Origin of the sequence: Pseudomonas sp. LLC-1, from assembly GCF_002992185.1 — a bacterium.
Classification (GTDB): Bacteria; Pseudomonadota; Gammaproteobacteria; order Pseudomonadales; family Pseudomonadaceae; genus Aquipseudomonas; species Aquipseudomonas monteilii.
In genome coordinates this window covers 169,977-194,143 of record NZ_LUVY01000004.1, presented here as the reverse complement: position 1 = coordinate 194,143, position 24,167 = coordinate 169,977, and the positions used below count along the sequence as shown (strand labels likewise).

Sequence of the window (24,167 nt, the reverse complement as noted above, 5' to 3'; positions counted from 1 at the left end):
GTTCGCAACCACAAATTCACATATCCGAATTCGCTAGAGTATCCATCTGGATCTTCTGGCAACAGAATTTCTTGACGACCATAGAGCATTGGAACCACCTGATCCCATCCCGAACTCAGCAGTGAAACGATGCATCGCCGATGGTAGTGTGGGGTTTCCCCATGTGAGAGTAGGTCATCGTCAAGATTCATTTCGCAAAACCCCTATCTGCGCATGCAGGTAGGGGTTTTGTCTTTCTAGGCAAAAAATTCAAGACTGCGACAACATTGCTGTCACATCAACGTGACTTTACCTCGTCCACCCTACGTCAAGACTTTGGTTCAGGGTACTCCTGCCCTTGAGCCTGGCGATGCCAGCGTACCGTGCTGCGCATTTCTGGACTTCCACCGTCCCATCACTTGAGGTAGCAAGCAAGATGGCCAAGGCCGCCGATGTTGTAGTGCAATGCCTGGAAAACGAAGGTGTCGAGTATGTATTCGGCATTCCCGGTGAAGAAAACCTCGACCTGCTCGAATCCCTGCGCAAGTCGAAGATCAAGCTGGTACTGACCCGTCACGAGCAGTCTGCAGGCTTTATGGCTGCCACCTATGGCCGTCTGACCGGCAAGACCGGCGTCAGCCTGTCCACCCTCGGCCCCGGCGCCACCAACCTGGTTACTGCCAGTGCCTACGCCTACCTGGGCGGCATGCCGATGATGATGATCACCGGCCAGAAGCCGATCAAGAAGTCCAAGCAGGGCCGCTTCCAGATCATCGACGTGTGCGGCATGATGGACCCCATCACCAAGTACACCCACCAGTTCGCCTCGGCCGACAACATCCCGTCGCGCATGCGCGAAGCCTTCCGCCTGGCCGAAGAAGAAAAGCCGGGTGCGGTACACCTGGAGCTGCCGGAAGACATCGCCGCCGAGCAGACCGATGCACTGCCGATCCCGCGCAGCCTGCACCGCCGCCCGCTGGCCGAGCATGTGGCCATCGAAGCCGCCGTGCAGAAACTGCATAACGCCCGTAACCCGATCCTGGTGATCGGCGCCGGCGCGAACCGCAAGATGACCGCCAAGGTCCTCAAGCAACTGATCGACAAGACCGGTATCCCGTTCATCACCACCCAGCTGGGTAAAGGTGTGGTCGACGAGCGCCACCCGCGCTTCCTGGGCAACGCCGCCCTGTCGTCCGGCGATTTTGTGCATCGTGCGGTTGAAGCCGCCGACCTGATCGTCAACATCGGCCACGACGTGATCGAGAAGCCGCCATTCTTCATGGTGCGTGGCGGTACTGAGGTCATCCACATCAACTTCCGCTCTGCCGAAGTCGATGCCGTGTACTTCCCGCAGGTCGAAGTGATCGGCGATATCGCCAACGCTGTGTGGCAGATCAGCGAAGCCCTCACCGAAACCTCGCACTGGGACTTCACTCGCCTGATGGCCATCCGTGAAGCCAACGAAGCGCAAATCGCCGAAGGCGCCGACGACGACCGCTTCCCGGTCTACCCGCAGCGCCTGGTTGCCGACATCCGTCGCGTGCTGCCGTCCGAAGGCATCGTTGCCCTGGACAACGGCATCTACAAGATCTGGTTCGCCCGCAACTACAAGGCGCACAAGCCGAACACCGTGCTGCTGGACAACGCCCTGGCGACGATGGGCGCCGGCTTGCCATCGGCCATGGCCGCGCACCTGGTGCACCCGGACCGCCCGGTGATTTCGGTATGCGGCGATGGCGGCTTCATGATGAACAGCCAGGAGCTGGAAACCGCAGTTCGCTTAGGCATGCACATCACCGTGGTGATCCTGCGTGACGACGGCTACGGCATGATTCGCTGGAAGCAGGCCAACATGGGCTTCACCGATTTCGGCCTGGACTACGGCAACCCGGACTTCGTCAAGTACGCCGAAGCCTACGGTGCCAATGGCCACCGCGTGGAAAGCGCCGAAGCCCTGCTGCCACTGCTGGAGCACTGCATCAAGACCCCGGGCGTGCATGTGATCGACTGCCCGGTCGATTACAGCGAAAACGACCGCATCCTCAACAGCGAGCTGCGTGAGCGCGCGCTGGCGGTATAAGACGTAGCTTCAAACTGACACCCACAGGATCTAGATGTCCTGTGGGTGTTGGCTGGTGGTGCATAGCAACCTCTCAACCGATCTCCAAATTGGACATTCTCAGGCTCTTCAATTCATGGGGAGCACGAGAGTATGACCATCGGTTCGACACATAACCATCCTGCTGATCTGGCCATAGAGCCTACATCGCCACTACAACCGTGGGCCGCGCGTTTTCCAAACCCTCCCGACCTTTGCTTTGATTACCGTCGTCTGATCGAACAAGAGGGAGGCGTTGCACATGCCGCAAAGCCCGAGCATCGAATCTGTATTGTCGGTGCTGGTGTTACAGGGCTGACTGCCGCTCGGGAACTGTTACGCTGCGGCTATACCCGCATCACCTTGATGGAGCAGTCCCAGCGTGTTGGCGGCCGCCACCTGACAGTGGTGAACCAGGAGGGTAATCACAAGCAGCCTTTAACCCCATTCGAAATGGGGGCCATGCGCATGCCATTGTTCAACAGGACAGGCGAATCTCCGAAAGATGGACGTTCGCTCATGGCCTATTACGCCAAGCTGTTCGAGCTAAGGCTTTCAGATTTCCCGAACCCGGGGACACCTTGGGTAAATGCAACCGGTATCTATCTTCGCGACGGGCAACTAGAGGGGGAAGGGGAGCCGAAACTGCTGGTTTGGTGCAACCCACAAGGAAATTCCCCTCCGCCTACTGCGACGCTGCAAAACGTCTATGAAAAATGGCATCGCTTCGCCCGGCAGTTTGCCGAGCGCATCGCCATTGTATATGGCACTCAACGTTGGACGTCGATGTGGCAGGCTGTTGTCGAACGCTATCACCAGTTGTCATTCAGGGATCTGGTGCATTTGCCCACGCTGGATGTATGGAATCCCGCAAACCCCGGTGATTTTGGCGGGCTGGGCATGAACAGTGAAGAGTCGGCCATTTTCTATGCAATCGGTATTGGCGACGGCAGTTGGGGGGCCTTCTATGATGTCTGCTGCCTGTACCCGCTGCGTACAGCCATCTTTGGTTTCAGCAGCCATTTGCAATTGGTGCATGGGCGCGTTGACCAAGAGGGTACGCCTTACGCTGCGCCGTATCTGGAAGCCAGCAACGTCCCTGACAGCAGGGGACTGATGTTCAAGGCACCCGCTTACATCGGTCTCGCTGCAATGGATGAAAGCTTGTTGTTTCTGGATGCCGGGATGAACGGCATTTCGCTCTACGACTACCTCCTTCAACGAGATGACGGGCTGTTGACGGACACTTCGGTTTGTTCACTGCAAAAACTGAATGGGGGCGGCATTCGCGTCGGATACCGTTGGCACTACAGTGACCCTGAGCATCAAAACCTTCAGTACGATGACTTCGACAGTGTGATCTTGACCCTCCCGTCCTGGTTGATTGAAACCAATATACGCCTCGAAGGTTTCAGCCGTCGGGTACTGCCGCAGTCGATTGTGGATGCCTGGAAGCATGCTCACTGGGAAACCAGTTGCAAGGTCTATGCACCACTGAAGAAGAGCTTTCTGGACCGGCAGCCGGCGCTACCCCAGATTCTCGTTACCGACAGCTTTGTCCACGATGTCTATGCCTATCGGTACAACGATCGTTACCCCGATGACTGCATTCTGCTCAGCTACACCTGGGAAGACGATGCAACGAAGCTAGCTGCATTCACTGATGAAGAACTGGCCAACAAGTGTGTCGAGGAACTCGACCGGATCCTCCTGCGCTGCAGCAATGTGGCTGAACCTATATCGCCCTACATCGATACCCGAAACATTCGCATACAGCGCTGGGCGACGGACAAAAATGCGCTCGGCTGCGCGAAGCTGTATCGCGCAGGTACCTACTACGACGCGGTCGGCCTGATGAAATATAACCGCGATTACAGTGCCAGCTCGGGGTTGTACCTGGCTGGAGAGTCCTTCTCTGTTGACGCCGGCTGGACCGAGCCGTGTTTACGCACCGCGCTCGATGTAGTCATCAATCTTTGCAACAACACATCCGCAACGTTCAATGGGGGCTTCACCCTTGAACACTATCCGCATTATCAACTTGGGAAATAGCGGCGTCTGGGTGATTTTGTGAGATTCGTCCTACTGCACTAATTCGCTTCTCCTTCGACCCCATAGGACCTGCCCGACTGTCCTTCCCAAGCGCAACCCCGCTCTACTGGCGACCTTCCAGAACAACCACAAAAAGGAAGTCGCCATGTCTGAACATTGCACCCCCGTCAGCCCCGTGCGTATCGCTGTCATCCAGTACGACCCACAGGTCGGGCTAGAATTCTGCGATGGCAACCTGAGCAGAGGCCTGGCACTGGCCCGGCGTGCGGCGCGTGAAGGCGCCAATCTGATCGTGCTGCCCGAGCTGGCCAACACCGGTTATACCTTTCACTCCCGTGCCGAGGCCTATGCCCATGCCGAAACGCTGCAGGCAGGCCGCAGCGTGAAAGCCTGGGCTGATTTCGCCAGGGAGTATCAGGTGTACCTGGCAGCAGGATTTGCCGAGCGTGATGGCTTGAAGCTTTACGACAGCGCCGCATTGTTCGGCCCCGACGGCCTGCTTGGGCACTATCGCAAGGCCCACTTGTGGAACCAGGAAAAGCTCTGGTTCACCCCTGGCGATCTCGGTTTTCCGGTATTCGAGACGCCAATCGGGCGTATCGGCCTGCTGATCTGCTGGGACATCTGGTTCCCTGAAGTGCCGCGGCTGATGGCAGCGCAAGGCGCAGACATCATATGCAGCTTGAACAACTGGGTGTGGACACCGCCACCGCTGTTTGATGAAGCAGGGCGTTGCATGGCGTCGTACCTGACCATGACGGCCGCGCACGTAAACAATGCCTACATCGCCGCCGCAAACCGTATCGGCAGTGAACGAGGGGGGCGCTTTCTCGGTTGTTCGTTGATTGCCGGAACCAATGGCTGGCCCATTGGTGAGGTGGCTAGTGCGGAGGAGGAAAGCATTCTGTATGCCGATGTCGACCTCAGCAGCGCGCGTTCAGCGCCGATCTGGAACAGCCTCAACGACCTGCAGCGTGATCGCCGTACCGATCTCTACGATGCTGAGCTTGGCTACCGCCTGCATGCGCCTATGCCACGCTGAGGATCCACACATGAAGCCATTACTGCTGCCCAATCGGCAGCATTCCCCTGTGTTGATTTTCACCTGCCTGTTAATGCTGCTGGTAGCCAGCCTTGCGTCAGGCCAATGGCCAGACTACGGGCAGCTGGCGGCGACACTGGACCAACCGCTGAGCCGTTTGCGCTGGATAGTGGGCGATATCAGCGAGGTCGCTTTCTACAAGCATGAGCTGCCTGCGCTGGGCTTGCTGCTAGGCGCTTGCCTGGCACATTGGGCCCATCTTCGCGGGTATCGCTGGCAGGGTTTTGCCATCTGCTATGGAAGCGGACTATGGCCATGGGTATTCACCAGCTCGCTACTGGGCCTTTTGCTTAGCCACGCCTTGTGGGGATGGACCTTGGCCGGTGGCACCTGGCAACCAACGTTTGTGGCCTTTGTGTCACTGCCGGCAGCCATGGTGCTGCTGTTTGGTGCGGGCTGGCGAGTGACGATAGCAGGCGCGCTAATGGGGTCACTACTGGTAACCCCGGCGAGTCTGCTGATGGTCAACTACCTGTGCTATCCCCGGCAGTTGCCTGTGGTCATCGGTAACGTGAGTGGTATGGCCGTGGCAAGTGTCGTCGCTTTCCTGCTGTGCAAGCGCTTCCCGTCATGGGTACGTCAAAGCCACGAACCCGACGTTGCGAAACCTGTGGCCAGCCAACCAGACTACGGTGTGGTCTGGACCTTGCGGCGTGTGCTGGCCGACTTCAGCGAAGCGCCATTCTTTGGCAATGAACTGGCCAGCCTCGGTCTACTACTGGGCGTGTTGCTGGCTTACCTGTTGGCCCCGGCGGCCCCCGCATACGGTTCAATGTTGGTGATGCACATAGTGGCTGGGCAGGCCTTGGCGTCTTTGGTCGGGGTCGTATTCTGGCGCGGCCAGTGGCAAGCCCGTGGGTGGTACCCTACCTACATTCCGATTGCCTCGATCGTGCCGGCCGCAGTGCTGACGCATGGAGGCAGTTGGCAAGTAGTCGTGGCCAGTGCAGTGCTGGGTGCGCTGGTGGCTCCGCCGCTGGCAGTGGCGATCACTCAGCGGTTGCCGGCCTATGTGCATGGCTACATCGGCAACGTAGTGTCGATGGCCGTCAGCACGTTGGGAATCGTACCGCTGATCGGGTTACTTGTGGGGGGAGAAGCATGATTGAGCATTCGGGCCTGCCCAGGCTGTCGATCGCCAGTTTGGGGGGGACGGTCAGTATGCAGGCTACGGCGGTTGGGTGTGGTGTAACGCCCACTCTGGATTGTGAGCAGCAACTGCTTCAGGTCCCACAGTTGCGCGAGATGGCGCAGTTGAATGTAACGTCATTGTGCCTGGTCCCCAGTGCATCGCTCAGCTTCAGGGCGTTGCTGGATGTGCTGGCCTGGGCTCGTTGCGAAGTCGAGCGCGGTGCCCGGGGCGTGATATTGACCCAAGGCACCGACAGCCTTGAGGAAACGGCCTATTTTCTTGACCTGCTCTGGCCATTCGATGCGCCATTGGTGATGACCGGTGCGATGCGCTCGGCCAGCCAGCCGGGCAACGATGGCCCGGCCAACCTGCTGGCTGCGGCACAGGTTGCATTGGCACAAGGCAGCAGTGGGCGTGGTGTGCTGGTGGTGATGAATGATCAGGTTCATTGCGCGGCAAGGGTTCGCAAGACGGCCAGCCTGGCGATGTCGGCATTCGAGTCGCCTGGCTTTGGTCCTCTGGGCGAAGTTGTAGAGGGCGTTGCAACGTACCGTCATCCACCAGACACGCGGGAAGTGCTGCCGTTACCGGGACGTACCGACCAGCGCGTTGCCCTGCTCGAGGCGTGCCTGGACGCTGACACGGCATTGCTGCAGGCTGTGCCCACATTGGGTTACGACGGGTTGGTCATCGCCGGCTTTGGCGCTGGCCATGTTTCCGGCAGTTGGTCTGATGTTCTGGAGCACATGACGCCAACCATGCCAGTCATTGTCGCCACTCGCACAGGTAAGGGACCTACAGCCGGGGCAACCTACGGGTTTTCCGGCTCCGAGATCGACTTGCAGAAAAAAGGTGTGCACATGGCCGGGCAGCTCTGCCCGCGCAAGTGCCGCATCTTGCTGTGGCTGCTGATTGGCACCGACCGGCAGCATGAGTTGCCGCGTTGGCTGCCCTCCTGAAAAATCTGCCCGTGCCGTGGCACGCACGGGCAACCCTTCAAGCGTTGCTGTGCTAGGGTGCACACACTTTTGCTTCTCAGGATGTACGCCCATGCTCCCCGCACTCAGCGAAAAAGAACTTGACCGCCTTGAAGACCTGCTGATCACTTACGGCAACGACTACTCGGTGCTGAACCTGGCCGAACTCAATGGTTTCTTCACCGCGCTCGCCAGCTCGCCGGTCACCGTCTACCCCGAGCAATGGCTGCCTGCGGTAGCCGGTGGCAAGGTGCCGAAGTTCAAGAAGCCTGCGCACGAAGAAGCGTACACCGCGTTGATGCTGCGCTACGCCAACCAGGTGGCAGAAGAGCTGGGTGACGACGTCGACCACTTCGAGCCGCTATTCGAAGAAAACGAAGGTGAGGCAGGCAATGTGATCGTCATGGAAGAGTGGTGCTTCGGTTACATGCGCGGTACCCAGGTTGCCGGTTGGGACGCGTTGCCGCCAGAGCAGGATCAACTGCTCAAGGCTATTTCGCTGCATGGGCTGGAGGACAACTTCGAGTTGTTGGACCAGATGAGCGAAGCCGATATCCAGGCGTGCGTGCCACAGGTGGTCGAGGCCGCGCGGGGGCTGTTCCGGTATTTCAACAAGCTGCACTGATTCAGAGTTTGCAATAAGGCTGCTGGCCCCTTCGCAGGTAAAACCGCGAAGAGGCCAGCAGATCCAGCACACAATTGGCTTAGAACCCCAGGCTCACCGTCGCCACCAACGATGCTGGCTCACCCGCATAATTCCCCGCACTGGAAATGGTCTCGATGTAGTCCTTGTCCAGCACATTGCGCGCGTTCAGCGATACCCGCAGGTGCTCGTCGAAGTCATGGAACACACTCAAGTCCAGCCGCCCGTAACCACTGGCACTGTAACTGTTGGCCAGGTCGCCATAGCGCTTGCCGGCAAAGAACACGCCCGCACCAAAACCCAGCCCTTGCAGCGGGCCATCCTGCAGTTGGTAGGTTGACCACACCGAGCCACTGACCACAGGCACACCCTCCAACCGGTTGCCTTCCTCGTAACGCGTATCCTCGACCAGCTTGGCATCGAGCACGGCGATGTTCCCGATCACGTTCCAGCCGTCGCGGATCTCGCCACTCACATCCAGCTCCACACCGCGCACCCGCTGCTCACCCGTCTGGATCGAATAGTTGCTGTCCAACGGGTCATTGGCCGCCAGATTCTTGCGGCGGATCTCGAACGCCGACAGTGTTGCAGCCAGGCGCTCGGGGATGATGTCGTACTTGGCGCCCACCTCGTATTGCACGCCGGTTTCCGGGTCGAGCACGCTGCGGTCACGGGTCAGGCGGTTTTGTGGGGCGAACGAGGTGCTGTAACTGAGGTACAGCGCCAGCCGATCGGTAGGCTGGTAAACCAGGCCTGCACGGGGCGATGTGTCGGAGGGCTCGATGTCGATATCGGCGTAGTCACCTGCTTCGGTGTAGTTGCGGTTACGCTGCTTCACCTGGTCGTGGCGCACGCCCAGCAGCAGCTTCCATTGCTCGCCCAGGTCTATCTGGTCCTGGACATACACACCGTAAGTCTCCTGGTCGAAGCGCGAGTCCTCACCAAAGCGGAACCGCCCTGGCTGCGCGCCATGCACGGGGTTCCAGATATTCAACGGGGCAACATCGGCCCGCAGCATGGTCACGCTGCGCCTGCCCGTTACCGACTCCACCCCCGTCAGCAACTGATGCGCCAGCCCGGCAGTGGCGAAGCGTGCGATGGCCTCGAACTGGGCGCTGAGCGAGCGCTGTGTTTCGTCGAAGTCGGTGGCACGTCGGGTCAGGGTAAAGCCGTCCTTCTCCAGGGTGCGCTGGGAGATGTTGAGCATGGTCTTGTTCGACTTGTCCCAGCGGGTGAGCTGGCGCAGGGTCAGCCAATCGTTCAGGTCGTGCTCCAGCTTGAACCAGGCGGCAGTCTTGTCGCTGTTGCTATGTGACCAAGGTTCTTCGAGAAACACCTTGTGCCGTGAGTCGACCCGGTCGCCGATCACTTGCAGCCCGCGGTCGTACTGGGCATCGGTCTCGGTGTATTCCAGGCCCATGTCGACCCGGGTGTGCTCACCCGGTGTCCACGACAGCGATGGGGCAAAGTGGCGGCGGTGGCTGTCGCGGTACAGGTCACGAAAACTGCCCTCGGTCTGGTAGGCCATGGCCAGGCTGCCAGCCAGGTTGTGTTCGGCCGACAGGGGGCCACTGAGCCAGGCCTGGCCGCGCTGATAGTCGTAGGAGCCGGCTTGCAGCTTGACCTGGGCTTCCGGCACCAGCGTCGGCTTGCGTGTCACCACGTTGATCAGCCCGCCCGGGTTACCACGGCCATACAGCACCGAGGCCGGGCCTTTGAGCACTTCGATTCGCTCCACGCCGGCCAGGTCGGTGAGGATTTCCGGGCGTACGGTCAGCGAGTTGGTCAGCACCCCGTCGATGGCATAGGTGGTGCCCTGAAAACCACGCACGATGAAGCTCTCGATACTGCCACCGTGGGTGTTACCGCGCTGGATACTGCTGACGTTGCTCAGAGCGTCGGCCATGCTGTTGGCCTGTTGGTCTTCCAGCACCTGGCGCGGTACCACCTGGATCGATTGGGGGATGTCTCGCAGTGCGGCGTCGGTCTTTGTACCCACTGTGCTGCGTGAGGCCTTGTAGCCTTGCAGCGCACCGATGGCCGAGAGATGCATGTCGTGCAGACCGTTGATGTTGGTCGACTCCAGTTGCAAGGCCGAGGAGGTGGGCCTGGTGCGCAGGGTATAGGTGTTGCCGCTTTGCGGTACGGCCTCCAGGTGGGTGCCACGCAGCAACAGGTCGAACCCTCGAGCGGTGCCTACGTCGCCTTGCAGGCCTGGGCTTTGCAGGTCGCCGAGCATGGCCGGGTCCAGGGGCAGGGTAACGCCGGCCTGGGCGGCGAACTCGGCCAGGGCCTGGTCCAGGGGGCCGGCGGGGATCGCGTAGTGACGGTCGTCCTCGGCCCAGGCGAGGGGCGAGGCGATGAAGCTGGCGAGCAGGGTGAGGCGCAGACGCATGGGGGCTTCCTGATGGGCTGAAGGGTGGTTTTCAGGAAGAGGACACCTGAGGCGGGTAAAACACGACACGGTCATTTTCATGTGTTGGTTTTGCTGGCCTCTTCGCGGGCACGCCCGCTCCCACAGGTACTGCATCAACCTTGAAACCTGTGCCATCCCTGTGGGAGCGGGCGTGCCCGCGAAGAGGCCAGAAGCACCAACTCATCCCTCGGCCGGTAACACCGTCACCCAGTAACGCGACACGTACTTCACCTTCAGCGCAAACGCCATCGTCAACGCCCGCAGCGCAGCATCGCTGTCCGCCAGCTGATAAACCCCGGAAATCTCCAACCGGGCAACCTCGGGTGCACACCGCACCCATCCATGGCGATAACGCCCCAGCTCTGTCAGGAACTGTGCCAGCGGCATGCGTTCCACCCGCAACACGCCATCGATCCAATCCACCCTGGCCGGCACCGTGGTCAAACGCGTTACCTGGGTATCGCTGACCAATGCCTGCTCTCCGGCCATGATGCGCAAGGTCGCACCCGTATTCGGCGTCGCTGCGACCGTCCCCTCCAGTACTTTGAGTTCGTCATGCCCGGTGAACTGGCGCACGGCAAAACGCGTCCCCAGCGGCTGGAACATGCCCCACGTCGAGCGCACCAGCATCGGCCTCGGGTCCTTGCCGGTACGCACATGCAATTCACCGCGGCGCAGCACCAACAGGCGTGCACTTGCGCTGTAGCGGATGTCCACGGCTGTATCGGTGTTCAGGCGTAACTCGGTGCCATCGTCGAGGGTCAGCTCGCGCTGCTCACCGACACCGGTACTGGCATCCGCCAGCCAGGTGTCCACTGCCCCCGTGCGTGACAGCGTCACCCCAAGCGAGCCCAGTACCACCAGCGATGTCAGCGCCTTCACCGCCGCACGGCGGCCCAATGCTGCCGGCCGCTGCAACGTCGAGCGGGCCAGCGTGGGCGGTATTGACTGCACCTGGGCACTGAAACGTGTCGCCAATTGCCAGGCCCTTTCGTGATCGGCACTGGCCGCGCGCCAGGCTGCGCAGGCCTGCTGCTGCTGATCGCTGGCGCCACCTTGCAGGCACAGAAACCAGCGCGCCGCTTCCTGGGCTATACGCCGTGATACCGGTTGTGCCGTCATGCCCATTCCCCCGACGCCAGTACGATGCATTCCTCAAAGGCCCGTACCAGCCAACGTTGCACCGAGCGCACGGTCACCCCCATCTCCTGGGCAATCTGCTCTTGGCTGAAGCCTTCCACTTGCGACATCAGGAATGCACGTCGTGCCTTGCCCGGCAGGCGCGCCAACACCCGATCCACGGCATTCAGGGCCTCGAGCAAGGCCGCTTGGTATTCGGCGCTGGGGGCCTGGTCTTCTGGCATGTTCGCCAGTGCTTTCAGGTAGGCCTGCTCCAACGAGCGGCGACGATAAAGGTTGAGTAGCAGGCGCCGGGCGATGGTAGCCAGGTAGGCACGCGGTTCGCGCAGCTCGGCGGGTGGTGCGTGGGTGAGCAGTTTCACGAACGTGTCCTGGCTCAGGTCTGCTGCATCGCAGCGGTCATTCACCCGGCGGTACAGCCAGCTTTGCAGCCAAGTGTGATGGCTGCGGTAGAGCTGCTGGATGGGAGCGCGATCCGGGGGCATGGGCAGGGTGGTTTCGTTATTGAGAATTAGTTGCATCATTCTATGCGGGGTCGCGCTGGCGCGGCAATTGGTGTTTGGCACGACCGATCTGGCAGATTATTTCGCGCAGCGAAATTATGGTTTCCTCATCACACGGATTCTGCTCTGCGCCGATCAGGTGCAGCATGTGCTCCATCAGCCCACTCCGGTGCTGACCAGGAGCCAAGCCCATGTCGAACCCGATCAAGCTTTACAACTTCCCCAAGTCTGGCCACGCCCATCGCATTGAACTGATGCTGTCTCTGCTCAACCTGCCCACCGAGCTGGTATTCGTCGACCTGGCCAAGGGGGCGCACAAGCAGCCGGACTTCCTGGCTCTCAACCCGTTCGGCCAGGTACCGGTCATCGATGACAACGGCACGGTGATCGCAGACTCCAACGCTATCCTCGTTTACCTCGCCAAAAAATATGACAACGGCACCTGGCTGCCCGAAGAGCCAGCCGCTGCCGCCCGCGTGCAACGCTGGCTGTCGGTCGCTGCAGGCCCGCTGGCCTTCGGCCCCGCCGCTGCCCGCCTGGTGACCGTGTTCGGTGCTGCGTTCAACACCGACGAAGTGATCACCCGCGCCCACACCCTGCTCAAGGTGATCGATGCCGAGCTGGCCAAGTCGCCCTTCCTGGCCGGCAACACAGCCACTATCGCTGACATCGCCAACTACTCGTACATCGCTCATGCACCAGAGGGCAATGTGTCGCTGGAGCCCTATGCCAATGTGCGTAGCTGGCTGGCGCGGATCGAGTCACTGCCGGGCTTCGTGCCCATGCCACGTACCGTGATCGGGCTGCAGACCAGCGCCTGACACCCCGCCCTCGGGAGGAACGCCGCCATGCAACAGACGCCGGACCAACGCCCCTCGCCCTGGCATGCGGGCGAGAAAACCCTGCAGGAAAAGGTCGGTGTAGCAGAGCGCATGGAGGCGTTCGGGCAAAAGGTCATTCGTGACTACATGCCCGACCAGCACCGCACGTTCTATCACCAGTTGCCGTTCATGGTGGCGGCCAGCGTTGACGCTCAGGGTCGGCCCTGGGCGACGCTGCTGGAAGGGCCAGAAGGTTTCGTCAGCTCGCCCGACCCACGCCAATTGACGATTGACACCAGGTTACCGGCAGATGACCCCGCCACCCCGGGGCTGGTCGCCGGGCAGGCAATCGGCCTGCTGGGCATCGAACTGCACACCCGCCGGCGCAACCGCCTCAACGGGCAGATCCGCCAGGCTGCTGCGGGGCAATTGCAGGTGGCGGTGGAGCAGTCGTTCGGCAACTGCCCGCAGTACATCCAGCTGCGCGACTACACCCGCGTCACCGAACCGGCCCTGGGGCGCGTCGATGCGACAACACTGGATGCCACGACCGTCAGCATGATCCAGTCTGCTGACACATTCTTCGTCGCCAGCTATGTCGAGCATGAAGGCGGCCAGCGCTCGGTGGATGTTTCCCACCGAGGCGGTCGGCCGGGGTTCGTCAAGGTCGAAGGCAACACGCTGACCATTCCCGACTACGCCGGTAACCTGCACTTCAACACCTTGGGCAACTTGTTGGTTAACCCGAGGGCAGGTTTGCTGTTCATCGACTTCAGCAACGGCAACGTACTGCAGGTGTGCGGGCGTGCCGAGGTGCTGCTGGAAAGCCCGGCCATCCAGGCTTTTGAAGGTGCAGAGCGGCTGTGGACGCTGGAGGTCGAGCAGGTGGTGTGGCGGCCGGCTGCGGTTTCCCTGCGCTGGGCCTTCAAGGAGTACGCACCGACCAGCCTGATGACCGGCATCTGGGCTGAGGCCGATGCGCGTTTGCAGCAACGCCAGCAACAGCGCCAATGGCAAGCCTGGCGCGTGCTGCGGGTGGAGCAGGAGAGCCGCGATATCCGTTCGTTCTACCTTCAGCCGCCCAGCGATAGCGCTGTGGTGTTTGCACCCGGGCAACATGTTCCGGTGCAGGTACAGCGCGACGGTGAAGCGCCGCTGATCCGCACCTACAGCTTGTCCAGCGCACCTTCCGATGGCTATTTGCGTATTAGCGTGAAAGCCCAGGGCCCGGTTTCCCGCCATTTGCATGAGCGCATCGCGCCCGGCGATGTGCTTGACGTGCGTCCACCCATGGGCAGCTTCACGCTGGACGTGCAGAGCACGCGGCCGCTGGTGCTGATTGGCGCGGGGGTGGGTATCACGCCATTACTGGCCATGCTGCGCGAGCAGTTGAGCAAGGCCCAGACGCGGCACATCCACTTGTTCCATGGCGCGCGTAGCCTGGCCGACCTGCCGTTCAGGCAGGAGCTGGCGAGCTTGCGGCAACAGGCGGGAGGCTTGCTGCACATCCATCGCGCCCTGAGCCAGCCGGAAGGCCATGCGCTGCTTGGGCGAGATTATGAGTTTGCCGGGCGTCTGGGCATCGAGCAGGTCAAGGCGACGCTGGCGCTGGACGACTACGATTTCTACCTGTGCGGACCGGGCAGTTTTACCCAGGACTTGTATGAAGGGTTGCGCGGCGTGCATGTGCCGGATGCGCGGATTCACGCCGAAGCCTTTGGGCCGTCGACGTTGCGGCGGCACACGGACGCCGACCAGCCCACCTTGCAACAGCCGCCCGCCGCCAGCGAGCCAGTACCGGTGTACTTTGCGGCGTCAGCCAAGGAAGCGCGCTGGGCACCCGGCAGCGGTACCTTGCTGGAGCTGGCCGAGGCGCGCGGTCTGGCGCCGGAGTTCAGTTGCCGGGGTGGCTCGTGTGGTACCTGCAAGACCAAACTTGTGAGTGGCCAGGTGCATTATCCGAATCCACCGGCAGAGCTGCCGGAGGCGGGGTCGGTGTTGATCTGTTGTGCGGTGCCGGCGCAGGTGGAGGAGGGGTTACAGGCATTGGTGCTGGACATCTGACAAACCAGCCCCGGCCTCTTCGCGGGCAGCACAAAATGCCCAGATGAATAATAATCCCGGCACCTCATGTCCTCAGGAGCCCGCATGGACCAGATTCACCTGATGAAGGTGTTCGTCGCCGTAGGTGAGCTGGAAAGCTTCGCCGCTGCTGCCCGCCGCCTGGACATCTCCCCGGCTGCCGTCACCCGCGCCGTCAGCGCCCTGGAAGACCAGCTTGGGGTAAAACTGCTGCTGCGCACTACCCGCAGCGTACGCCTGACCGAAGCGGGAGGCCGCTACCTGGAAGACACCCGTCATATCCTCGCCAGCATCAACGAGGCCAACGCCGCCGCTGCGGGCATCAACGCCACCCCCAAGGGCGACCTGGCGGTTACCGCGCCGATCCTGTTCGGCAAGAAGTTCGTCATGCCGTGCATCGTCCGCTACCTGCAGCAGTACCCTGAAGTCGATGTGTCTGCCTACTTCCTGGACCGCGTGGTGAACATGGTCGAGGAGGGCATGGACGTTGCGGTGCGCATCGGCCCGTTGCCCGACTCGGGGTTGAAGGCGCTGCGGGTCGGCAGGGTGCGGCGCATGTTGTGCGCATCCCCCGATTACCTGGCGCGACATGGCGTGCCGAAACATCCTTCGGACCTGGCCGGGCATGCGGTAATCGGCACCACCAACCTGTCGCCCCGTGCCGGCTGGCGCTTTGGGGTGACAGAAGAGCCGACCATGGTACGCATGAAGCCGAGGCTGACGGTCACCAGCAACGATGGGGCCATCGCGGCTGCCAGTGGCGGGCTGGGTATTGCCCGGTTGTTGTCGTACCAAGTGGCTGATGAACTGGCCAACGGGCAACTGCAGGTGATTCTGGCTGAGTACGAAGAGGCACCCTGGCCAATTCATGTGCTGCATCGGGAGAGCAAGTATGGCTCGGCCAAGGTCAGGGCCTTCATCGACATGCTGGCGCAGGCACTGCGAGCCCAACAACTCGATTGAGATCGTACAACAAGGGTTAAAACAGCTCGAAATAATATTTGTTGTACGACGACCTATGACGTGGCACTCTTTCGCCTGAAACAATTTGTCGCAAATAGCCCTGCCGGCGTTTGCGCCAAACGCTCGCCACTCTAAAAACAAGAAATTCAGGTGAACCATGAAGATGAAAGGCATCCGTTGGTGGATGGTCAGCCTTGTCACGGCTGGGCTCGTCGTCAACTACCTCGCCCGCAACACCCTCTCGGTGGCTGCCCCCACCTTGATGACCGACCTCGCCATCAGTACTGAGCAATACGCCAAGATCGTAGCTGCCTGGCAGGTGTGCTACGCCCTCATGCAGCCCATTGCAGGCTGGTTCATCGACTTCATCGGCACCAAGCTGGGCTTTGCCGTGTTCGCCATGGCCTGGTCGCTGGCCTGTGCCGGCGCGGCCCTGGCCACCGGCTGGCAGAGCATGGCGTTCATGCGTGGGTTGCTGGGCATGACCGAAGCCGCCGGCCTGCCGGCCGGGGTCAAGGCCACCACCGAGTGGTTCCCGGCCAAGGAGCGATCGGTGGCGATCGGCTGGTTCAACATCGGCTCGTCGCTCGGCGCCTTGCTGGCGCCACCGCTGGTGGTGTGGGCGATCCTGCACAGTGGCTGGCAGCTGGCGTTCGTGATCGTTGGTGTTTCGGGCATTGTCTGGACCCTGTTGTGGATGCTGCTGTACAAGCACCCGCGCGACCAGAAACGCCTGAGTGACGAGGAGCGCGACTACATCCTGGCCGGGCAGGAAGCGCACTTCAAGCAGGACACCCGCGAGAAGGGCGCGTGGAAGCGTATCTTCAAGGCCCGTAACTTCTACGCCATCGCGTCGGCGCGGATCCTGTCGGAGCCTGCCTGGCAAACCTTCAATGCCTGGATTCCGCTGTACCTGATGACCGAGCGGCACATGAACATCAAGGAAGTGGCGATGTTCGCCTGGCTGCCGTTCCTGGCGGCGGACATCGGCTGTGTGCTGGGCGGTTACCTCAGCCCACTGTTCCACCGCTACTTCAAGGTGTCGCTGTTCACCTCGCGCAAGATGGTGCTGGTGTTCGGTGCCAGCTGCATGATCGGCCCGGCCTGCATCGGCCTGGTGGAAAGCCCGTACACCGCGATCCTGTTGCTGTGCATTGGCGGGTTTGCCCACCAGACGCTGTCGGGGGCGCTGTACTCGATTACCTCTGACTCGTTCAGCAAGGACCAGGTGGCCACGGCGACTGGTATGGGCGGCATGTGCGGGTATCTGGGGGCGGCGGCGTTTACCCTGGTGTTCGGCGTGCTGGTCACGCAGATTGGCTACAGCCCGTTGTTTGTGGTGCTGGCCGCGTTCGATATCGTGGCGGCGGTGTTGGTGTGGAAGGTGGCGCGGGAGGTGCGGACGCCATCTTCGGAGAAGCCGGTAATGGCTTCGACTGAGGCGCTTGCATAAGGCTTGAGATTTTGGGGCCGCTTTGCGGCCCATCGCCGGCAAGCCAGCTCCCACAGGTACTGCACAAGGCTTGAAGTCTGTACGGTTGGTGTGGGAGCTGGCTTGCCGGCGATGGGCTGCGCAGCAGCCCCAATTCCAGGCGACACGATTACAGCGTCTGATATTGCATCCTGAACCCCAGGCTCATCGCCTCCCCATGCTGCAACAATTTCAGCCCCGGCCGCCCCGGCAGGTGATGCGCATTCACCGGGTGGGTAACCGGTTCAAAGCAGAAAAAACCTTGTCCCTGCGGACAAAACAGCAAGAAATGCTCAGCCCCACTGGCACTGCACGCCAAGCGATACCCGGCACCGGGCTGTTCGATCACGCATTCCCCCGGCCAGCCATTGAAGGCGTGGTCCACGACCGTGTCAGGCAAGCCTCCCATGCTTTCAAAACTCCACTGCTCTGGTATCTCGGCCTCATACGAAGGCAATCGCCCCTCTTCGGCCAACCATACCTTGCGCGCTGCTGCATGCAGCCTGGTATCGGGATATCGCGGGAAATAGGGATGTAACCCCAACCCATACCAGTTAGCCTGCTCATCCAGGTGCGTGACATGCAGGTCCAGGTTCAGGCACCCCTCGTGCAAATGCACATCCAGCGTAGCCTGGTAGGCGAACGGCACTTCACTGTGCAGTGTCAGGCGTACGCGCCGCTCGCTGTGGTGCTCCACCTGCCAGGGTTGTTGCCAGGCGCTGCCATGAATCGGGTAAGCGTCGTGCGTGGTATTGGGCGCCAGTGCCTGCCAGCCTTCGGGCCGGGAAAAGCCACCCTCGGAAATGCGATTGGACCACGGCGCCAGCGGGTAACAGGCCAGCCGTCGTGGGGTACCGGTGGCCAGCGCGGCCGCGTCGGAATGGCGTAGCAATGGCTGCCCGGTTGCCTTTACTTCCCAGTTGACCAGGCTGGCGCCCAGTTCCGGGGCCAGGCTCAGGCGGGTCAGGTTGTCTTGCAGGTGCAGCTCGGTCACAGCCATTCAAGGCTCCTTTCAAATGAACAATCAACGGGCTCGACGGTAGGTCAACAGCACGATGCCGCACACCACCACGGCGGCGCCGATCAGTTGCGGGGTACTCAGCTGCTGATCGAGCAACGCCCAGCCCAGCAGCAGTGTCGCGATGGGTTCGACATTCATCACCGGTGCGTTCTGCGCCATGTTCAGCCTTGGCACACACACAAACAGCAAGGTGAAGGCCAGGCCGTACAGCACCACCAGGCTGCCCAAGGCGACCCAGCCACCGCTGCTGCCGGGCAGTGACAAGCCCGACGGCATCACACCGCTTGCACCTGCAACCAGCATGCTGGAAAACACGATCAGCAAGGTCAGCAGGCTGCGCACTGGCCCGCGTACGGCAGCCAGTTTGTGGTCGGTGATCCACAAGGCACAGGCAAACGCACAGGCGGCACCAAAGGCCAGGCTGACGCCCAGCGCCCAGTGCGGGTTGGCCGCGCCACTGTCGGCCAGGCGAGCGGGCACATCCAGCGCCAGTACCAGCCCGCACAGGATCAGGCCCATGAACAGCGCCGTGCGGCCAGTAGGCCGTGCGCCACCCAGTGCCCAGGTGAGCAATGCCAGCAACATCGGGAAGGTGTTGCCCACCAGCAGCGCCAATGCCACCGGGATGCGCGCAACTGCCGAGTACAGGCACAGGCTTTGGGTGGCGATCAGCAGGCCGAGCAGCAACTGCCAGTGACGGGTACCCGCAGGCAGGCCTATCGCCTGGCGTTGCCACAGCAACAGGCAGGCGAGTACCAGCAAGGTGATGCCTGAGCGGCAGAGAATCGCCAGCAGCACGCCGGTGCCGTCATCGAAGGCGATGCGAGCGGCGATGTGGTTGCCGGCGAATGAACAGGCCAGCAGGGCCAGCAAGGCGATGGCCAGTTTACGTGGAAACAGAGGGGCAGCAGAGGAGGGGACAGCCATGTGCAGGGTCCATTTGCAGGTAGGGCCAAGGGGGCTGCTTTGCAGCCCATCGCAGGCAAGCCAGCTCCCACAGGAACTGCGCTGGGCTGGCAGGCTGCACATTCCCTGTGGGAGCTGGCTTGCCTGCGATGGGCCGCAAAGCGGCCCCCTATTTCAGTTAAAGCACCACGCTAGGCAGCCACAGGGAAATGGCCGGAATGTAGGTCACCGCCATCAGCACCAGGAACAGCGCCAGGTAGAACGGCAGCAGCGCCTTCACCGTCGACTCGATGCTCACCTTGCCGATGGCCGAGCCCACGAACAGCACGGCCCCTACCGGCGGGGTGATCAGGCCTATCCCTAAGTTCACCAGCATGATCATGCCGAAGTGCACCGGGTCCACGCCGATACCGGTGATGACCGGCAGCAGGATCGGTGTGAGGATCAGGATCAGCGGCGCCATGTCCATCACCGTGCCCAGCAGCAGCAACATGAAGTTGATGCACATCAGGATCACGTAGCGGTTGTCCGACAGGGTCAGGAACGCCGTGGTGATCTTCGACGGGATCTGCATCAGCGTCATCACGTAGCCGAAGCTGGCGGCAAAGCCGATCAGGATCATCACAATGGAGATGGTGCGAACCGTGCGGTGCATCAGCTTGGGCAGGTCGCGCCACTTGTAGTCGCGGTAGATGAACATGGTCACGAAGAACGACCACACCACCGCCACGGCTGCCGATTCGGTCGCGGTGAACACACCCGATAGGATGCCGCCCAGGATGATCACCATGGCCATCAGGCCCCACAGCGCCTCACCGGCAATTTTCAGCGCCTGGCGCAGCGGGATCACTTCGCCCTTGGGGTAGTTGCGCTTCTTGGCGAAGATCAGGCACAGGCCCATCATCACCGCGCTCAGCAGCAAACCGGGCATGACACCCGCCATGAACAGCGAGGCAATCGATACCGTGCCGCCCGCCGCCAGCGAGTACAGCACCGAGTTGTGGCTGGGTGGGGTCAGCAGCGCCTGCACCGAGCCGCTGACGGTCACGGCGGTGGAAAACTCGCGCGGGTAGCCCTTGCGCTCCATCTCCGGAATCAGCACCGAGCCCACCGAGGCCGTGTCGGCCACCGACGAGCCCGAAATCGCCCCGAAGAAGGTCGAAGCCATGATGTTGACCAGCGACAGCCCGCCACGCACGAAGCCCACCAGCACCCCGGCAAAGGCCACCAGCCGGCGTGACATACCGCCTTCGGCCATGATCGCACCGGCCAGCACGAAGAACGGAATGGCCAGCAGCGAGAACTTGTTAACCCCACTGGCTACCTGGATCATCATCGCCTGCAGCGGGATGTCGATCCACCACGCACCGATCAACGCCGACAGGCCCAGTGCATAGGCCACCGGCATGCCCAGCAGGATGAGCGCGATGAAACTGCCCAACAGAATGAACGCATCCATTTACGCCACTCCTTCGCTTTCTTCTACATGGTCGAAACGCACCACCTTGCGATGGCTCTGGTCGCCGAGCAGAAGTTTTTCCAGCACGAAGACCAGGGTCAGCACGCCACCCACCGGGATCGGCGCATAAGTCATGCCCACCCGTACACCCGGCAGCGACGCCAGAAACTGGTTCCAGGTGGTGATGCACAACTTGGTGCCGTAGTAGGTCATGAATACACACACCAGAATCATCAGCACCTGCACCAGCAGCGCGACCAGCTGGCGCTGAAGCGGTGGCAGGCGATCGGTAATCATCGCCACCGCCATGTGCGCCCCGGCGCGGTAGCTGGCGGCGGCGCCGACGAAGGTGAACACCACCATCAGCAGGATGGCCACCGGCTCCGGCCAGCTGGCGCCGGTGCCGAGCACGTAGCGGGCAAAAATGCCCCAGGGAATGATCAGCGACATCGTCAGGATTGACAGGCCGGCGACCCAGATGCAGCTGCGGTACAGCGTGTCGTTCACACGCAGGACAAGGTTTTTCATGGGCATCACCAAAGCGGCAGGGCGACGGGCGCCGCGCTGCCGAGGTCGTTCAGAAAGGGGCCGCTGTTACTGGACGGCGTCGATGCGCTTCATCAGGTCAGCGTATTGCGCGCCGTATTTTTCACGCACCGAGGCGGTGGCGTCGTAGAACGGTTTCTTGTCGACGGTGATGAACTCGACACCGGCGGCCTTCAGCTTCTCTTCACTGGCAGCGGACTTGGCGTCCCACAGCGCGCGCTCTTCCATCTGCGCCTCACGCGCGACCTTCTTCACCAGCGCCTGCTGCTCGGGGGTGAGCTTGTTCCAGGTGGTCTTGGACATCACCACCGGCTCCGGCAGGATCAGGTGGCCAGTCAGGGTGTAGTACTTGGCGCTCTGGAAGTGGTTGTGCTCAAGCAGCGTTGGCGGGTTGTTCTCGGCACCATCGATCACACCGGTTTGCAGGGCGCTGAAGATTTCCCCGGTGTCCATGGCGATGCCGTTGCCGCCCATGGCGTTCATCATGTCGATGAACAGCGGGTTGCCCTGCACGCGAATCTTCATGCCCTTGAGGTCTTCAAGGCTGCGTACGGGCTTCTTGGTGTAGATGCTGCGCGAGCCGCCATCCATCCAGGCCAGGGCCACCAGGTTGAAGTCGGAGTTGGTGATCTTGTCGAGGATCTCCTGGCCGATGTCTCCGTCGATGATCTTGCGCATGTGCTCATGGTCGCGGAACACGAACGGCATGTTGAACACGTTTACATCCGGCACTACCGGGCCGACGATCCCCAGGCTGACGCGGGTCATCTGTACGGCACCGATCTGCGCCTGTTCGATCACTTCCTTTTCCGAGCCCAGCACGCCGCCGGCGAACATCTTGAAGGTGATGTCGCCATTGCTGGCTGCTTCAAGCTTTTTGCCCATGTTCTGCTCGGCCACCACAGTGGGATAGCCGGCCGGGTGGATTTCGGCGAACTTGATGTCCAGTGCCGAGGCGGGCATGGCCACGCTGAAGGCGAAGGGGAGTACGGCAAGAAGCAGCTTGCGTTTGAACGTCATGATGAAACTCCGTGGTTTTTATTATCTGGTTTCGTACGTGCAAGTGTGGGTTTGGCAGGCGGGGCTCAGCCCCGGTAGGCAGGCTCCTCCAGGCCTTTGGTGCCAGGGTTGAGGGCAAATACCCCGCCAGCCAGCGGCTGGTCGCTGAGGTCGATGCCCGCAGGGCGGATCGAGGTGACGTACAGGGTGTCCAGGTTGGCGCCGCCGAAGGCGCACATCGCCGGCTTCTTCACCGGCACGCTGAGCGAGCGGTCCAGGCGGCCATCGGGGGTGAAACGGTGGATCTGCCCGGCATCGTTGCCGCAGATCCAGTAGCAGCCGTCCTGGTCGATGGCGGCGCCATCGGGGCGGCCAGGGTAGCCGCGCATGTCGACGAACAGCCGTTTGTTGTGTGGCGTGCCGCTGTCGGTGTCGTAGTCGAAGGCCCAGACTTTCTGCACGTTGGGGTGCGAGTCGGAGAGGTACATGCGTGTGCCGTCGGGGCTGAAAGCCAGGCCGTTAGGCACGATCATGCCGTCCTGCTGCAGGTGCAGATGACCTTCGCCGTCATGCCGGTAGAGCGCACCAACATGTGCGCCTTGTTGCATGTCCAGCAGCATGGTACCGGCCCAGAAGCGGCCCTGGCGATCGCAGCGGCCATCGTTGAAACGCATGCCCGCCTGGGCATGTGGCACGCTGCTGAGCAGCCGGCTGTCCAGGCTGCCGTCGGCCTTGGCCTGAAGCTGGAAGATGCCGCTTTCCATGCCGGCAACCCAGCCCTGGCCGCTGCGGGCGATGCAGGCCAGCATTTCGTCGCCCTGCCAGACCTGGTGTTTGCCATCGGCCGCCTGCCAGCGGTGCAGTTGGCGGGCGGGAATATCGACCCAGTACAGGGCCTGTTCAGCGGCGTGCCACACGGGGCTTTCGCCAGTGCCGTTGCGGGCGTCGACGATCAGTTCGCAGTTCATGGCCGTGCCTCCTGGCATGCGTGGGGTCAGTTGAATGGGCCGGCCACGGTGAAGGCGCCGCCCTGGTAGACCATGCTCGGGTCATCGGCGGCGGGCGCCGGCTGGGCTTCGACGGCGGCGCGGAAGGCTTCGGAGCTGTCCTTGGGCACATAGCCCAGGTGCTCGGCATGGCGGTTGTCCCACCACACGGTGCGGTTGTCGGAGGCACCGTAGACGATGGTGTGGCCAACGTCGGGCGTGAACAGCCCGCGCTCGATCAGTTGCACCAGGTCGTCGTAGCTCAGCCAGGTGCAGAGCATGCGTGGGTTTTGGGGTTGCGGGAACGACGAGCCAATACGGATGCTGACGGTCTCGATGCCGTAGCGGTCGAAGTAGAAACTGGCTACATCTTCGCCATAGCATTTGGACAGCCCGTAGTAGCTGTCGGGGCGGCGTGGGGAGTGGGCGTCGATGCGCTCGTCCTGGCGATAGAAGCCGATGGTGTGGTTGGAGCTGGCGAAGATGATGCGCTTCACCCCATGCTTGCGCGCCGCCTCGTAGACGTGGAACACGCCGCAGATGTTGGGGCCGAGGATGTCTTCGAAGGAATGCTCGGTGGACACGCCGCCGAAGTGGATGATGGCGTCAACGCCTTCGACCAGGGCATGTACCGCCGCCTTGTCGGCCAGGTCACAGGTGATTACTTCTTCATGCGGGCCTGCGGCAGGTGCCATGGGGCTGATGTCGGAAAGGCGCAGGACCTCGGCGTAGCCTTGCAGGCGTTCGCGAAGGATCTTGCCCAGGCCGCCTGCGGCTCCGGTGAGCAGCAGGCGATTGAGGGGAGTAGGGGTCATGGCCGGCTCTTGTTGTTAATTGTTGTAGGTTGTCGTATGACTAGGCTGATTATTGG

21 protein-coding genes and 1 rRNA gene are annotated in these 24,167 nt (G+C 61.7%); 11 read left to right on the top strand and 11 right to left on the bottom strand.

Annotated features, from left to right (window positions below):
* Positions 1–70 precede the first annotated feature (70 nt).
* The 7 genes from rrf (at position 71) to A0O30_RS02975 (ending at position 7,965) form a co-directional block, all read left to right on the top strand.
* Positions 71–186, top strand: a 5S ribosomal RNA gene (gene rrf / locus A0O30_RS03005).
* 229 nt (positions 187–415) lie between these two features.
* Positions 416–2,059 (top strand): acetolactate synthase large subunit, encoded by a 1,644-nt coding sequence (locus A0O30_RS03000; RefSeq protein WP_105945530.1) that lies wholly within the window; start codon positions 416–418, stop codon positions 2,057–2,059.
* 132 nt (positions 2,060–2,191) lie between these two features.
* On the top strand, positions 2,192–4,129 hold the full coding sequence (locus tag A0O30_RS02995; RefSeq protein ID WP_105945529.1) for an FAD-dependent oxidoreductase: 1,938 nt from the start codon (positions 2,192–2,194) through the stop codon (positions 4,127–4,129).
* A 145-nt stretch (positions 4,130–4,274) separates the two neighbouring features.
* The gene (locus A0O30_RS02990; protein ID WP_105945528.1) at positions 4,275–5,171 is read left to right on the top strand and encodes a nitrilase family protein; all 897 of its coding nucleotides are present in this window, start codon (positions 4,275–4,277) and stop codon (positions 5,169–5,171) included.
* Positions 5,172–5,181: 10 nt separating this feature from the next.
* The gene (locus A0O30_RS02985; protein WP_105945527.1) at positions 5,182–6,336 is read left to right on the top strand and encodes a hypothetical protein; all 1,155 of its coding nucleotides are present in this window, start codon (positions 5,182–5,184) and stop codon (positions 6,334–6,336) included.
* Positions 6,333–7,322 carry an asparaginase gene (locus A0O30_RS02980; protein ID WP_105945526.1) on the top strand — a complete coding sequence of 330 codons (990 nt, stop codon included), beginning with the start codon at positions 6,333–6,335 and terminating at the stop codon, positions 7,320–7,322. The genes A0O30_RS02985 and A0O30_RS02980 overlap by 4 nt, the downstream gene beginning before the upstream one ends.
* Before the next feature lie 91 nt (positions 7,323–7,413).
* Positions 7,414–7,965, top strand: coding sequence for a UPF0149 family protein (locus tag A0O30_RS02975; RefSeq protein WP_105945525.1), 552 nt, complete (start codon positions 7,414–7,416; stop codon positions 7,963–7,965).
* A 79-nt stretch (positions 7,966–8,044) separates the two neighbouring features.
* Here A0O30_RS02975 and A0O30_RS02970 read toward each other — a convergent pair whose 3' ends face one another.
* The 4 genes from A0O30_RS02970 to A0O30_RS27935 all read right to left on the bottom strand — a co-directional run bounded on the left by A0O30_RS02970 (position 8,045) and on the right by A0O30_RS27935 (position 12,199).
* The gene (locus tag A0O30_RS02970) at positions 8,045–10,378 is read right to left on the bottom strand and encodes a TonB-dependent receptor (RefSeq protein WP_158261451.1); all 2,334 of its coding nucleotides are present in this window, start codon (positions 10,376–10,378) and stop codon (positions 8,045–8,047) included.
* A gap of 201 nt (positions 10,379–10,579) precedes the next feature.
* Positions 10,580–11,521, bottom strand: a complete 942-nt coding sequence (locus A0O30_RS02965; RefSeq protein WP_158261450.1) for a FecR domain-containing protein — start codon at positions 11,519–11,521, stop codon at positions 10,580–10,582.
* Complete coding sequence (locus A0O30_RS02960) at positions 11,518–12,024, bottom strand: sigma-70 family RNA polymerase sigma factor (protein ID WP_105945522.1); 507 nt, start codon at positions 12,022–12,024, stop codon at positions 11,518–11,520. The genes A0O30_RS02965 and A0O30_RS02960 overlap by 4 nt, the downstream gene beginning before the upstream one ends.
* Positions 12,025–12,064: 40 nt before the next feature.
* Positions 12,065–12,199 (bottom strand): hypothetical protein, encoded by a 135-nt coding sequence (locus A0O30_RS27935; RefSeq protein WP_256589585.1) that lies wholly within the window; start codon positions 12,197–12,199, stop codon positions 12,065–12,067.
* 34 nt (positions 12,200–12,233) lie between these two features.
* Between A0O30_RS27935 and A0O30_RS02955 the strand changes: the two genes are divergently transcribed.
* The 4 genes from A0O30_RS02955 to A0O30_RS02940 all read left to right on the top strand — a co-directional run bounded on the left by A0O30_RS02955 (position 12,234) and on the right by A0O30_RS02940 (position 17,361).
* Positions 12,234–12,863: a glutathione S-transferase family protein gene (locus tag A0O30_RS02955; protein WP_016712045.1), complete on the top strand. Its 630-nt coding sequence runs from the start codon at positions 12,234–12,236 to the stop codon at positions 12,861–12,863.
* Between the two features lie 27 nt (positions 12,864–12,890).
* The gene (locus A0O30_RS02950; protein WP_105945521.1) at positions 12,891–14,927 is read left to right on the top strand and encodes a pyridoxamine 5'-phosphate oxidase family protein; all 2,037 of its coding nucleotides are present in this window, start codon (positions 12,891–12,893) and stop codon (positions 14,925–14,927) included.
* Positions 14,928–15,011: 84 nt separating this feature from the next.
* Entirely contained in the window at positions 15,012–15,908 is an 897-nt protein-coding gene (locus A0O30_RS02945; RefSeq protein ID WP_105945520.1) for a LysR family transcriptional regulator, read from the top strand.
* Between the two features lie 157 nt (positions 15,909–16,065).
* Positions 16,066–17,361, top strand: a complete 1,296-nt coding sequence (locus A0O30_RS02940) for an MFS transporter (RefSeq protein WP_105945519.1) — start codon at positions 16,066–16,068, stop codon at positions 17,359–17,361.
* A gap of 148 nt (positions 17,362–17,509) precedes the next feature.
* On the opposite strand, the gene A0O30_RS02935 is transcribed toward A0O30_RS02940, so the two are convergent.
* From A0O30_RS02935 to A0O30_RS02905, 7 genes are all read right to left on the bottom strand, one after another.
* Positions 17,510–18,379 carry an aldose 1-epimerase gene (locus A0O30_RS02935; protein ID WP_105945518.1) on the bottom strand — a complete coding sequence of 290 codons (870 nt, stop codon included), beginning with the start codon at positions 18,377–18,379 and terminating at the stop codon, positions 17,510–17,512.
* 24 nt (positions 18,380–18,403) lie between these two features.
* Positions 18,404–19,327 carry an EamA family transporter gene (locus tag A0O30_RS02930; protein WP_105945517.1) on the bottom strand — a complete coding sequence of 308 codons (924 nt, stop codon included), beginning with the start codon at positions 19,325–19,327 and terminating at the stop codon, positions 18,404–18,406.
* A gap of 157 nt (positions 19,328–19,484) precedes the next feature.
* Positions 19,485–20,765 carry a TRAP transporter large permease gene (locus A0O30_RS02925; RefSeq protein ID WP_019472239.1) on the bottom strand — a complete coding sequence of 427 codons (1,281 nt, stop codon included), beginning with the start codon at positions 20,763–20,765 and terminating at the stop codon, positions 19,485–19,487.
* Entirely contained in the window at positions 20,766–21,293 is a 528-nt protein-coding gene (locus tag A0O30_RS02920) for a TRAP transporter small permease (RefSeq protein ID WP_105945516.1), read from the bottom strand.
* 66 nt (positions 21,294–21,359) lie between these two features.
* Positions 21,360–22,331 carry a TRAP transporter substrate-binding protein gene (locus tag A0O30_RS02915; protein WP_105945515.1) on the bottom strand — a complete coding sequence of 324 codons (972 nt, stop codon included), beginning with the start codon at positions 22,329–22,331 and terminating at the stop codon, positions 21,360–21,362.
* 65 nt (positions 22,332–22,396) lie between these two features.
* The gene (locus A0O30_RS02910; protein WP_105945514.1) at positions 22,397–23,278 is read right to left on the bottom strand and encodes an SMP-30/gluconolactonase/LRE family protein; all 882 of its coding nucleotides are present in this window, start codon (positions 23,276–23,278) and stop codon (positions 22,397–22,399) included.
* Positions 23,279–23,304: 26 nt separating this feature from the next.
* On the bottom strand, positions 23,305–24,111 hold the full coding sequence (locus A0O30_RS02905; protein ID WP_105945513.1) for an NAD(P)-dependent oxidoreductase: 807 nt from the start codon (positions 24,109–24,111) through the stop codon (positions 23,305–23,307).
* Positions 24,112–24,167 lie beyond the last annotated feature (56 nt).